This window comes from Methanolobus chelungpuianus (assembly GCF_024500045.1).
Taxonomy (GTDB): domain Archaea; phylum Halobacteriota; class Methanosarcinia; order Methanosarcinales; family Methanosarcinaceae; genus Methanolobus; species Methanolobus chelungpuianus.
On sequence record NZ_JTEO01000006.1, the window covers coordinates 97481 to 110110 of the forward strand.

17 protein-coding genes are annotated in these 12630 nt (G+C 45.4%); 10 read left to right on the forward strand and 7 right to left on the reverse strand.

Annotation, left to right across the window (positions count from 1 at the left end):
* The first annotated feature begins 35 nt into the window (after positions 1-35).
* The 3 genes from PV02_RS10730 to PV02_RS13305 all read left to right on the forward strand — a co-directional run bounded on the left by PV02_RS10730 (position 36) and on the right by PV02_RS13305 (position 3096).
* Complete coding sequence (locus tag PV02_RS10730; RefSeq protein WP_256623414.1) at positions 36-821, forward strand: helix-turn-helix transcriptional regulator; 786 nt, start codon at positions 36-38, stop codon at positions 819-821.
* A gap of 255 nt (positions 822-1076) precedes the next feature.
* A complete protein-coding gene (locus tag PV02_RS10735) occupies positions 1077-1862 on the forward strand; it encodes a helix-turn-helix transcriptional regulator (protein ID WP_483869625.1) in 786 nt (261 codons plus the stop codon).
* Positions 1863-2277: 415 nt separating this feature from the next.
* Complete coding sequence (locus PV02_RS13305) at positions 2278-3096, forward strand: helix-turn-helix transcriptional regulator (RefSeq protein WP_256623416.1); 819 nt, start codon at positions 2278-2280, stop codon at positions 3094-3096.
* A gap of 31 nt (positions 3097-3127) precedes the next feature.
* On the opposite strand, the gene PV02_RS10745 is transcribed toward PV02_RS13305, so the two are convergent.
* Both PV02_RS10745 and PV02_RS10750 read right to left on the reverse strand, forming a co-directional pair.
* Positions 3128-3784, reverse strand: coding sequence for a YggS family pyridoxal phosphate-dependent enzyme (locus PV02_RS10745; RefSeq protein WP_256623417.1), 657 nt, complete (start codon positions 3782-3784; stop codon positions 3128-3130).
* 152 nt (positions 3785-3936) lie between these two features.
* On the reverse strand, positions 3937-4530 hold the full coding sequence (locus PV02_RS10750; RefSeq protein ID WP_256623418.1) for a methyltransferase family protein: 594 nt from the start codon (positions 4528-4530) through the stop codon (positions 3937-3939).
* Positions 4531-4724: 194 nt separating this feature from the next.
* Between PV02_RS10750 and PV02_RS10755 the strand changes: the two genes are divergently transcribed.
* From PV02_RS10755 to PV02_RS10770, 4 genes are all read left to right on the forward strand, one after another.
* Positions 4725-4874, forward strand: a complete 150-nt coding sequence (locus tag PV02_RS10755; protein ID WP_256623419.1) for a hypothetical protein — start codon at positions 4725-4727, stop codon at positions 4872-4874.
* 214 nt (positions 4875-5088) lie between these two features.
* Positions 5089-5520, forward strand: coding sequence for a VOC family protein (locus PV02_RS10760; protein WP_256623420.1), 432 nt, complete (start codon positions 5089-5091; stop codon positions 5518-5520).
* A gap of 397 nt (positions 5521-5917) precedes the next feature.
* Positions 5918-6700, forward strand: coding sequence for a helix-turn-helix transcriptional regulator (locus tag PV02_RS10765; protein ID WP_256623421.1), 783 nt, complete (start codon positions 5918-5920; stop codon positions 6698-6700).
* A gap of 122 nt (positions 6701-6822) precedes the next feature.
* Entirely contained in the window at positions 6823-7320 is a 498-nt protein-coding gene (locus PV02_RS10770; RefSeq protein ID WP_256623422.1) for a PGF-CTERM sorting domain-containing protein, read from the forward strand.
* Positions 7321-7388: 68 nt separating this feature from the next.
* Here the strand turns inward: PV02_RS10770 and PV02_RS10775 are convergent, their stop codons facing one another.
* The 4 genes from PV02_RS10775 to PV02_RS10790 form a co-directional block, all read right to left on the reverse strand.
* The gene (locus PV02_RS10775; protein ID WP_256623423.1) at positions 7389-7997 is read right to left on the reverse strand and encodes a hypothetical protein; all 609 of its coding nucleotides are present in this window, start codon (positions 7995-7997) and stop codon (positions 7389-7391) included.
* Between the two features lie 91 nt (positions 7998-8088).
* Positions 8089-8223, reverse strand: coding sequence for a hypothetical protein (locus PV02_RS10780; protein ID WP_256623424.1), 135 nt, complete (start codon positions 8221-8223; stop codon positions 8089-8091).
* A gap of 257 nt (positions 8224-8480) precedes the next feature.
* A complete protein-coding gene (locus PV02_RS10785; protein WP_256623425.1) occupies positions 8481-9191 on the reverse strand; it encodes a hypothetical protein in 711 nt (236 codons plus the stop codon).
* Between the two features lie 84 nt (positions 9192-9275).
* On the reverse strand, positions 9276-9644 hold the full coding sequence (locus PV02_RS10790; protein WP_256623426.1) for a pyrimidine dimer DNA glycosylase/endonuclease V: 369 nt from the start codon (positions 9642-9644) through the stop codon (positions 9276-9278).
* A gap of 193 nt (positions 9645-9837) precedes the next feature.
* On the opposite strand from PV02_RS10790, the gene PV02_RS10795 reads away from it, so the two are divergent.
* The 3 genes from PV02_RS10795 (at position 9838) to PV02_RS10805 (ending at position 11638) form a co-directional block, all read left to right on the forward strand.
* Entirely contained in the window at positions 9838-10239 is a 402-nt protein-coding gene (locus PV02_RS10795) for a RidA family protein (RefSeq protein WP_256623427.1), read from the forward strand.
* Between the two features lie 118 nt (positions 10240-10357).
* Positions 10358-11086: a DUF72 domain-containing protein gene (locus tag PV02_RS10800; protein ID WP_256623428.1), complete on the forward strand. Its 729-nt coding sequence runs from the start codon at positions 10358-10360 to the stop codon at positions 11084-11086.
* 291 nt (positions 11087-11377) lie between these two features.
* Positions 11378-11638 (forward strand): hypothetical protein, encoded by a 261-nt coding sequence (locus PV02_RS10805; protein WP_256623429.1) that lies wholly within the window; start codon positions 11378-11380, stop codon positions 11636-11638.
* Positions 11639-11706: 68 nt separating this feature from the next.
* On the opposite strand, the gene PV02_RS10810 is transcribed toward PV02_RS10805, so the two are convergent.
* Entirely contained in the window at positions 11707-12510 is an 804-nt protein-coding gene (locus tag PV02_RS10810; protein ID WP_256623430.1) for a helix-turn-helix transcriptional regulator, read from the reverse strand.
* Positions 12511-12630 lie beyond the last annotated feature (120 nt).

Here is a 12630-nt window from a genome sequence, read left to right on the forward strand (position 1 = left end):
GGACTGCATTTTAAGCCTGAGTCCATGGGATGCCTATGAAGAAGCCGCTGCTTGATGTCATATTTGCTTCAGAGAAGAGAATGAATATGATGCTAATGCTACAGGATGGTCCCAGGCCGATGGAAGAAATACTTGAGCAACTGGAAGTGGCAAGACCGGCTCTGCTTCCCCAGGTAAGGATCCTGGAGGAGCACTATCTGGTTAAGGGTTCAAATGACATCTATGAACTGACCCCCCTGGGAAAAATGGTCATTGACAAAATGACGCCTCTCATGGGAACAATTGAGGTTTTTCAGGATGATACGGAATACTGGGGCACTCATCACCTTGGCTTCATCCCACCCCATCTTTTTGAACGTATCCGGGAGATCGGGAAATGCCAGGAGGTGAACCTGACACTCACGGAGTCATACCAGCTTAACCAGGAAGTGGTCCGGACAACTTTCATGTCCAAGGCTTTCCATGTAATAACTTCTTTTTTTCATCCGAACTATCCCAGGGTGTTTCCTGAAATGAACCGGGAAGGTGTCAGCTTACATATCATTACTACTCCGGGAGTAATTGAAACAATGCGTACCTACCACGCAGACGTATTTGGCGAGCTCCTCAAAAGTGAATCGTTCCATCTTTATACCTATCCTGAGGAAATGGGTATCCAGGTAGTTGCATATAACGACTATTACCTTCTGCTGCGCCTGCTGACCAACGAAAAGTATGTCGATATCAATCACATGCTCTGCTCAAATCCGGGTGCTCTCCAGTGGGGAAAGGAACTCTTCGATCATTATATGAAAGGCTCGCAGCCCGTTACGAAACTATAAGGATGCAGGATGCAAAAAGTGCCTCTATCCTTAAAGGATCATAAATATCCCAATATTCCCTCAGAGTTTGTTTTTAAGTATGCGAACAATTTATCTTTGGTTTAAAACTGATATTTCAATGAGACCATAATTTCATATCAAGCCTTAAAGTAACAAGAGCAGTGGCTATATAATATTAGTTCTTTTAAATGTCCTGACTGTATATTTGGTCTTCAGCAATCCTAGATTGAATACATCTGACAGGATATGGTATGTATGAAAAAATCCTTACTTGATCTCTTATTCAAGTCAGAGAGGAGAAAAAATATACTCCTTCTTCTGCAGGATAGCCCCATGGACATGGAAGCTCTCCTAAGATCCATTAATTCCCCGCGGCAGTCACTGCTTCCCCAGCTGCGCTTACTTGAGACTCACTACCTGATAGCACAATCGGACGATGCCTATGAGCTGACATCGGTAGGCAGACTGCTTATGGAAAGGATGAAACCTTTGCTGGGCATTGTGGATACGCTTGATTGCGATATCAACTACTGGGGAAAGCATAAACTGGACTTCATTCCTCCGCACCTGCTGAGCCGCATGCGCGACCTTGGCATCTGCAAAGTGATAACACCCTGCCTGGTGAACCTTTACGACATCAATGAGGAGTTCTTTGAGAAATGCAAAACTTCAAAGTCCCTGACAATAGCGGTTACATTCCTCTATCCAAATTTTCCCGAAATATATAATGCGTGGATAGACAGAGGGGTGCAGGTGACAGTTATTGTAAGTAAAGGGCTCTTTGAGATAATTAGGTCAAACTATGCCGATGAATTCAGAAAACTCCTTTCCGGTGGGAAACTTCACCTTCTTGTGTATAATGATGTAATGGATTTCGTCTCCTTTGGCCACAATGACCATTGCGCATTTTTCAGGCTTTTCCTGAATACAGGAGAGTACGACAACAACCAGCTGATGTGCTGCAGTCCAGGTGCGGTGGAATGGGCCAGGGAGCTCTGTGAACACTACAGGAAGAATTCCACTCCTGTAAATGACGTTTAAGCGGGTATCACTTTTCTTTCAACCGATTGCCTGATGGTAACTGAAATGGATATTAGAAAGAACATGGATATGAGATATGGGCAGGAGACTCTTCAAATGATCAACTCAGAACTGGAAAAATACCTCTAGTGCTTTTTCTGCTGATCCTTTATGTTGATATCCTCTTTTTCATCCTGATTCATTTTAATTGTTCTCTACTTCACAAGGATCATCCCGCTCAGCTTATTTGCTGCTCTCTGGAAGAAACAGGCGGGTGTTCACTTTCTAAAGACTGCCGCTATCTGTGCATTATGGCAACAATTGGTCCGATTAAACCCAACAATTTTAAATATGAACATTTCATTTAGCCTAAATGTTGCGTTTTAGATTTGTCAGATGATCTTATCATTATCAGTTTGAGCAGGAGGGGTCGTTAGTGAAAAAATCATTGGTTGATGTAGTTTTCATGTCCGAGAAGAGAAAACTGGTGCTTTTGCTATTGAAAGACGGCGCCAGGGATATGGAAGACCTTCTTTTTGCTCTTGATACCAGCAGAGTGGCACTGCTTCCCCAGATAAGGATACTTGAGGAGCATCACCTTGTGTCTCACTACAGGGACACTTACGATCTGACAAAGATAGGAAAGCTCGTGGTCGATGAGATGTGCCCGTTACTGGATACTATCGACGTTCTCAATGAAGAGATATCTTACTGGGGCACCCGCAGTCTTGATTTCATCCCTCCTCACCTCTTGAACAGGATAAATGAACTTGGGAAAAGCAAGATCATTAGCCCTTCTCCTGCAGATATGTATGATGTTCATGATGATTTCCATGAGATGGCTAAAAATTCATCAGATGTGTTTTCAGTTACTTCGTTCCTGTACTCACATTTCCCCGAACTGTTCGATGAAATAACCTCCTGTGATACGCATATGCATGTCATCGTTCCCCGGGAGCTGTTCGATAAACTAAGAATGAACGACTCCATTGGTCTTGAAAGGATACTCAGTAATAACAAGGTCGATCTTTTTGTCCATCCTGGCAGTTTCAGGTTCCTGTCTTTCGGATACAATGACAATAATGCAATACTGTCCCCGCTTAACGACAGTGGCGATTTTGATAACAGGCATATGCTCTGTACAGATTCCCATGCACTTCAGTGGGTAAAAGACCTTTATGAGCATTATGTGAAAGATGCAGTAGCAGTGACCCTAATGGATGTAAGGCCTACGTTACAGGCTGATGTTAACTGAAATTCGCAGGATTGGAACAACCCGGGACCGTTCAGTACTCCCTGTCCCCGAAAATAGAAGAGCCAAGCCTCACCATGGTAGCTCCTTCCTCGATGGCAACCCTGTAATCCCCGGACATTCCCATTGACAGCTCCCTGATATCGATGTTACCTGCATTCCCATATGTGTCTCTGATATTCCCGAAAAGCGTTTTCATTCTCCTGAAATATGGCCTGGTCTCTTCAGCCGGTACAAAAGGAGCCATGCACATGAGTCCTTCCACCCTGACGTGACGGAGTGAACGGACCTCTGCCAGCACTTGCCCAAGCTCCCCCTCTGCAAAACCGAATTTCTGTGACTCCTCGCTGATGTTGACCTGGAGGAGTAACTTCTGCACTTTACCGAGAGACCCGGCTTTCCTGTCAATGTCCTGCAGCAGTTTCAGGGAATCCGCAGACTGGATCACATCAAAGAGCTGAACAGCCTTTCGGACCTTATTGGTCTGCAAATGGCCAATGAGGTGCCTCTCAGAGGGCAGAAGCTCTTCAAGCTTGCGCTCTAATTCCTGGACCCTGTTCTCTCCTATGATCGTAGCCCCGGCCCTGATGGCCTCGTTTATCATTGCAGGCTCCACTGTCTTGGTAACGCAGACAAGCTTTACGGTTCCAAGCTCCCGGAGGAGATCCTTTACTGTATCATGGACTGACATACGTGCTCCAAACAGTTCCTGCCAGATGCGCCTTCTGACTTATCACAAACGATGGCCACATAAAGTAATGCAAATGACAAGATATAAAAAGCTTGTTTTTCCGTGCATCCTGCTTAACAGGCTGCCAGACTGAAGGCCATCAGTACATACTATCATTCCTTATGCCGGGGGATTATCCTGTGTACGCGTTTCTGGTACTCCCTGTACTCATCCCCGAACTGTGCCACCAGCCGGCTTTCCCAGTGCAGTGACCCCATATACAGGTATATGGTCGTCAGAAGGTAGATGATGAGCAGGTTGACAGTCATGAAAGGTGTGAGCCACATTATGACCAGCCCGGAGAGCAGGAAGGGATCCCTTACCCAGCGATAGACTCCCCGGATATCAAGATGGCCTGCTTCAGCTGTCCCGGGTCCGGATAGCTGTGAGCTTACCCTGAACCTGTGGGGAGCATCCCGGAAGGCCCTGGGGGCCACTATGGCAGCGGCCAGCTGTCCGCCGACCATCAGCCATCGCCATGGAGAAGGTACTATGTAGAGGAAAGGCCCCGGGTTCTTATAAAGGACATATGCAAGCGGCAATATCGTCAGCACTGCCATGACACTGAACGCAGGCATATACAGTGTATCCACCCGGGGTCCCAGGCGTCGTCTGAGGAAGCGCTTGAAGCGCAGGCTTGCCACGATACTGTGGAGTGCTGCAAATGCGAACAGGCAAAGGACAAGGATAAGTATGGACGAAACCAATAACGTGATCTCCTGATTTTTATCTGGAGGAAGTTGTATTTAGGGGTTTTGAGCAGGATGCATGGAATGATCAGGCAATGCAGAACATATATCTATTCCGATGCTGCAGATGATGTTCCTCTTCCACTGCAGGACAGGGCTTTTGTCTATGCCGTAATGCCCAGGAAAACCACAGAAGGCCGAGAAGCATTTTTGTGAGTGAAGCTAGGAAGCTGGGATATGATGAGTTCTGCGGATGGCTGGATATCATCCCCCAGACAACAGGAAAATTACCTTTTCTTAAGACCATTTTAAAGCACAGTAAAAAGATAAGTAATTCCAGGGTAGAGATAATTGATAACTGAGGACATGCATGTTCAATCGAGCAATACGAGAAATTCAATCGGATTGTTCTTGATCACTCAATTTCGGGCACATGATTCCTTATCTCAAGACTGACGTCCCCCGCTGCTGTTTGACAGATGTGGCTTGTCCGGTAAACAGTTTTTGAACAGGAGAGAACCTATTTAAGGGAGTAGGTCACATTGCTAATGTATCTTAAAGACGGGAGTGAACAGGATGTCCGTAGAGGCATACATAAATTTTAACGGGAATTGTAGTGAAGCTGTTGAATTCTATACTGAGGTCTTTGGAACTGAAGAGCCTGAGATTATGTACTTCAAAGATGCACCTGAGGACATGGGCTTTCCCCTGACAGAAGAGAACAGGGACCTGGTATTGCATACCTCCCTGGAAATAGAAGGAAGCACCGTGATGTTCTCTGATGTTCCGCCAGGCATGTCCCTTATCGTAGGCAACAATATTGGTCTTGTGATTAGCAGCAACGACATGAGCAGGATAAGATCCATGTTCAGTAAGCTCAAGCCTGCAGGCACTGTAGTCATGGATCTGCAGGAAACCTTCTGGAGTAAACTGTATGGTGCCGTGACAGACAAGTTCGGTGTCACCTGGCAGTTCAATCATTACAGTGAAGAAGCCGGCCTGTTTTGAAGCCCTTACAGGCAGGACATGTATATATCTGTCCTGTTTCAGGCCCTCCAGAAAAGAAATGCAGAGTGTGGCAATTGAGAGGAACGAATCCAGGGGCAGGAATTCAGTTCAACGGTTTTTACAAAGCATGACTAACTTGTACTTAGCATTTGTGCTTTCGCCCTGATAGGAATTATCTTCCGGGAGGTCAGTAAGCTAACAAGGTTTATCTTGAAGCACGCTGTTTTTACGGAAAGGATACCTGATGACGGGTCTAAGCCAGAGTCATTACGTGTACTTTGTACCAGAATATTTTTTAATGTCCACTGTCCATTTCAGTGTACTATTTATAGTACAGTGCAAGTCCCTATATTGTCCGGCAGATTAGCATACGATACTGGGGTAGGATGTGCGGCAAATGAAAAATGGCTTGCTTGATGTGGTGTTTGCTTCAGAGAAGAGAAAAAATGTCCTTTTATTGCTGAAGGATGGAAAAAAGAGCATGGAGACCTTCCTTGAAGTCCTGGATACAACGAGACAGGCTTTGCTTCCCCAGATAAAGATACTGGAAGAACATCACCTGTTATCTCATCATGACCACTGCTATGAATTGACCCCCATTGGAAAACTGCTTATAGAGGACATGTCACTTTTAGTCAGTACAATCGGGGTCTTTGACCAAGCGGAGGAATACTGGGGGACTCACAATATTGATTTCATTCCTCCCCATCTTTTGAAAAGACTGAGGGACCTGAAAGAGTACAGGATAATAAGTCCATCTGTCACAGAATTGTACTCGATTCACAAAAGCTTCCACCGGGATAAAACCACACAATCAATATATAAGGTCACCAATTTCCTTTATCCCGATCACAAGGCCATATTCACCGAGCTGATAGATGCTAATGTCACTTTTTATTACATTGTATCCAAAGAGCTGCTAGGGAAGATAAGAGCCCAGCATGCAGAGGATTTCAGGAACTATATCCTATCCGGTCATTTTAACCTATATGTCTGCAACAGGGACATAGATTTCCTTTTCTTTACATTTGATGATTACCACATTATCATTAACCTGTTCAGTAAAGATGGCCGTGTTGACAGTAAATATGTACTCTGCAGTACCCGGGATGCTCTGGAATGGGGAAAAGAACTTTATGAGCACTATCTGAAGGAATCTGCTCCAGTAAGAGATATCTGACTATTTTTATCAAGACCAGCAAGCTATCTATTTCCCGTTCATCTCCTAGAAAGGGCAAATAACAATGTTTATAAAGACATAGCAGATAACCACTTATTTAGTTTACTGAGTGGGAGGTAAATATGAACAAGGATCTAATTGCAGCAGTTCTATTAGTGATGATAGTGTTGCTTGTCTTACCTATTGCAACAGCACGACCTGCATATCTGGAAGCTTACAGGCAACAATATGACATAGAAGGCACAAGACTTGACGCATGTCTTAACTGTCACCTTGATCCAAACGGCGGAGGCCCCAGGAACCTTTACGGCCTGGCATATGCAGAAAGTGGCAGGGACTTTGGATCAATTGAAGCAGTCGATTCTGACGGGGATGGTTTTACCAATCTGGAGGAGATCAATGCCCTGACCTTCCCTGGAGATCCTGCCGATCACCCCCGGGTAACATCGGATAATTCCCCGGAGGCAGAGGCAAACATAACTGACCCTGCGGACAGCCCGGAGCAGGAAACCAGCGAAGAAACGGGAAGTGACCCCGCCCCGGAGCAACAGTCTCCAGCATTCGGTGCTCTTCTTGCGATGGCAGGACTATTGTCGGCTGTTTACTTAGTGAGAAGATGAACAGGAGTTCACCCGGACGCAAGAGCAAGACGAGTCCGGGATTGCATACCCGGAGAAAGTGCGTATCTTCAGGCTTCTCCGGGAAACATGTCCTCAAGGTAGCTTGCAAGCACCTGCTGGACATTGGTATCCCGGGCTGGCATTTTTCCACACTCTTCAGAACGCATGATGTACTTTGGGAACACATAGGCCCAGCCGCCGGTCCCGTCCATGATCGCCCGGAGCCTGCTTCCGGGGGCCATTAAGGCGAACTGGAGCTGGGACAGGCCGGACACGCTTTCCGGGACCATGAGGACAGTGGAACCCCTGAAGAAGTGGTAGAGGAGTCCTTCCCTTATTGAGGGGTCATAAGCAACAGTGGCTTTTGGATCCATCGATGTGCTGGCCTCGATGCTCTCAAGGAGAGTGTCGTAGAGCCTGCATTTCCTGCTAAAAGGAGGAACGAACTGTATAGAGCCGGAGTTTCCGGAGTACGACAAAGAACCTGAATTCTCGGCAACCGTAGCGCATATGTCGGATTCGGTGATGCCAAATACTTCCGTATCTGCCCGGATACCGGCCACAGGGATCACGAAAGTGAGGGGCTTTTCGCTGATCCTGGACGACGGATCGCTTTCAGTGAAAGCATAAATTGTTGCTTCGATCAGGGCATGTTTAAGGGCTGCGGGCAAATTCATCAGAAAGATCCTCACGGTCTTGGATTTGTTTAAATAGTGAGATCATGCCCGATATCCTTGACCGGTCCCAAGGCCTGTAAAAAGCACACTATCATTCTGTACCGGATGCATGATCACCCGGAATTGCCTGTGAGCTGCCAGCCTTTTTTGCGTATCCCAGTCTGAATCCATGTAATACGGGAGGCAGTGGCGAGGAAGTGAACACTCTTTCTTCTTTTTGAGGCATTGAAGTTTCTCCTTTCATATCGGTTAATTTTAGATGTTGCTGCCATTTATAAAGGTAAAAGGCAACCTAATACTGATGTTTTAATATATATTATTTGTGACTAATTCCTAAAAGAAGTATAAGGAAAACATTCATGGGGAAGAAGCTTCTTTGCAATCCACCTGAAAGGTCTTGTCCTGTTACGGAAATACAGGCTCCCTGAAAACCCGTTAAAAAGAGAAAGCAATAAATGAGAGGCAGTCTGTGGCAAATGAAGCTTATTTAAATGTACCTATGAGCGACCTTATCGCCCGGATGAACTTTGCGGCATAGCCTGCAGGCTCCTCGTTTTTCCCAGGGCGGTCATCGGCAGTGCTGTCATCAGTGCGATTATCGCTTATGTTATCTGTTATGTCGTCTGGCATGGCTGTAATGCCAGTTGTATTGCCGGAAAGGTTTTCAGATAACACAAAAGCAGTGCGGTCTTCATATCCTGCAATACCGTTTGTAAGATTTTCCTGAGCCTCATATGTATAATCAAAGAACTCATTACGGTTGTCCTTTAATATCGTATATACCCTTATAACGCCCGCTTCATCCGGGATGAAATGGAAGTATGTTTCACCTTCCCATTGTCTGGAGAAAATGCCCGGGAAGTCCTTGTAGTAGGGTACTGTCATGGGCCCGTCCACGATCGGTATCTCATATGTGATGTCCACCTGCGCTTCATGTATCAGAAGCCTGTTGTCGTCGATCATGTAATTGGTCATATGGGGCTGGACACTAAAACGCGGCGACGGAGAGAGAATGACCATCCCCCACCCTGGATTGTGCCTTGAGTAGTTCACTGCATGGTCCACGCACACCCAGTCGTCTTTATTTTCCTTCAGCAAATCCCAGCTGTTCCTGTAGGAGTCGTAATCAATACCGTTCTCACCAGAACTTGCACCAGCTGGCATTATCAGCAGAAGCAGTGATATTAGGACCATTGTTCTTATAGTAATACACTTCCGGACATACAATTTACACTTAATGCGTACATATAAAATTTTAATATATAAAAATTGGTGCGTTCACTTTTCCCCTGATCCCCAGGGTCCATAAACATTCATTCTTTGAGCACATTCGCTGCATCTTGCCAGCAGGTCACGTATGCTACGCTCAACGTTCACATGGCCTGAATGCTCATTCCCGGCCGAGTACTCTTCAACAATCCGGGCATCTTCCTCAGATACATCGGATCTGTGGTGATATCCCCGGTTTTGCATTTCCCGTGCGAGTTCATTGTGGCGCTTGACTATCCTTTCCGGCTCGACCAGGCCATTAGCCAGATAACCTGCTATCGATCTGTTTTCAAGTATCGCGTTAATGAACATGTGCATTTCCAGGTGTTCCCCAAGTAAATGCTTCCGGCACAATAATTTTGGATCTACATTCCACATTCTCAACATTTATCCCCTTTCAGTAAAGAAGCAAAAAGCCTTTTGTACTCTTTATTCCATATTCAATCCTTCCTTCAAAAACATATAGTTATCACCTGTTATTCCAAGGATCATTCAGAATCAGGGACCGCTAGGGATTCTTGTGATAAGAGATAGTTCAATCTTTAAATACCTGTAAAAATAAGCTATGTGTATGGCTGAAATAAATTACATAAATCCCTCCGATATGGCAGCACCACAGGGATACTCGCATGCTATATCCGTCACCGGAAACCGCACTACATTATACATCGGCGGACAGAATGCTGTAGATGGGAAAGGCCGTCTTGTAGGTAAGGACAACCTTAAGGAGCAGACTGGACAGGTACTGGATAATATAGAAAAGATACTCAGGGATGCAGGCGCAAATATAGAGAGCATTGTTAAATTCAATATCTATCTTCTTCAAGGGCAGAATCCTCAGGAGGGATTCCTGGCTTTCCAAAGTAAATGGGGTTACCTCCGGCACTCTCCGGTTATCACCGTTCTGTTCGTTGCCGGGCTTGGCAATCCGGACTGGCTTGTTGAGATCGACGCAATTGCAGTAATCCCATGAGATTCCCCATTAACTGCTTGGAGGAGAGGGCAATCGGCACTGTTTGAAGCGGATCTGCGTCCGGTTTCCGAACGAGAGCGTAAAGGTAAGTATAGGGACACAGCATAATTATAACCGGATGAAGAAATACCATATAGGTACCTCGGGATGGGATTACAGGCACTGGAGAGGCAGGTTTTATCCGGAGCATATAAGGAAGAAGGATTGGTTCGACTACTATTGCAAGCATTTTGACACCGTGGAGATAAACTACTCATTCTATCACTGGCCAAAGCGAGACACCATTAAAAAATGGTATGAGCGGGCACCGGCTGAATTTAAGTATACCCTGAAGGCTCCCCGGACTATCACCCACATTAAACGCTTCAAGGACCCTGAAGGAGATCTTGATGAGTTCTACAGCCTGACAGCCGGCCTTGGGGACAAGACGGGCTGCTTTCTATTTCAGGCTCCCCCGTCATTTGAGTGTAATGAAAGGAACCTGGAGAGAATTGGCATTTTCCTTGACCATCCGGACCGGAGAAGTAAAAACGTAGTGGAATTCCGTCACAGCTCGTGGTGGGATGAAAGGGTTTACAGGATGTTTGAAGAAAAGGGTGCTGTATTCTGTACCGTGGCAGGCCTGAGCATGCCGGATGATGTAGTAGTGACCGGAGATACTGCATATTTTCGTTTTCATGGCCAGAACTACTCAACAGTTTATACGGAAGATGAGATCGCCGCTTATGCTCAACAGATGGAAGATCTCAACTGCAGATTTGTCTTCGCATATTTTAACAATGATCTCAACGCATATGCCACGCACAACGCAGCCGGTCTGGAAAAAGCACTGCAGAACATCGGCTGATTGATCTTTACGTTGCTTGGAAATGGATAAGGCCGCAGGTGGTCACCTGGCCTGAGAAGACGTAAACCGGGGGAGCAATGGTTAGCAGTTGGGATAAAAGCTGATGCCAAACGCAGATGACATTTTATATTGAAAGAGTATAGTGCATCGATACTTCTAGGAAATGGTTTGAAGGGACGAATCACCTCCCCTTATGAATGCATATGTTAAAAGCAAAGAAAAGCAAGATATGGTCCAGAGGTACTTCAACGGTACTTTAATGGTGAACCATGAGATACAGGAGCGAGCAAAATGAGTGAATACGAATTGAGCGACATTGAAAGAAAGACTCTGGATAACTGGATACTGCTAAACATACTTCCGCAGAAAGGTCCAAATAAGAACTACACCAGTTATGCACTTAAGGTCTTGTTCGAACAGGCACCAGAGGGCTTCTTCATCACAAATAAGCAGTTTAAGGAAGCAATGGTCAGGTGTAATTTCGTACCTGTAAATAAGAACAAATTGAACTGGGATTTCCGGGTCTCACTGAAATCTCCAGGCCCGAAATGATCTGAATGAAATTCCGGGATAGCAGATATATGGCTTATTAAAGGATATTGAAAGCATAAGACGTATTGTCAAAAAGAGGAATCCATTGATTCTTCAGTTACCTGTATAGATCCTTTCAGGTAATGATCGAATAACTCTTTTCCCCAGTTGACGGCATTCGGTCCCTCCAGGATCAGCTGCTTACCGTCATATTCACCACTTACTGTCAGTAATCTAAGAAGCAGGGAGTTATCATTCGATGAAAAACTGATAAGCTTCATTGGCTTGTTATATACAAAGACCCTGATCTTATCATTAGTTATCAGCTGCTTTAGATCAGCATGATTCTCTGCTCTGGTCTTCCGGAAGAGCCCGTAGGAAAGGATAAGCTGGATGTCCACTCCGTGCTCGACCAGGTCGAGATAAATATCCTTGAACTGGGGATGCAAGAGCGTGGTAACTGTATGGAGGGACATTGATCTGTAAGCGTCATTAATATATTTCCTGTTGAGCTCGAATAGCTCAGTAACGCAAGGTTCTACGATGGCACAGCTTCTTATTTCATTAATTCTCCTTAAGAGACCAGCCGGAATGAAATCAAGCCTGTGCGTTCCCCAGTAGTCAATATCAGTGTCAAGGATATTAACTGTGTCCAGTACAGGCGTCATCCCGTCAACTATGAGGTTTCCAATAGGTGTCAGCTCATAAGTGTCCTTTTCGTGAGAAACAAGATGATGCTCTTCAAGCACCCTTATCTGAGGAAGTAAAGCAGTCCTCGGTGTATCCAGAGAACTGAGAAGAAAAGCCATTTCCCGGGGCCTCTCGCGTAAAAGCAGAAGAGTGCCTTTTCTTTTCTCTGATGCAAATACTATATCAAGTATCTGTTTTTTCATTTGCTTTCCATCCTCTTAAGCCGTTACAATCTGATATGGCATTAAGAATAATATATGCTTGTTAGTGCTTATACCTAATCAATAGAATGTTATGACTCCTTTAAATTTGGCCCGGTTCAC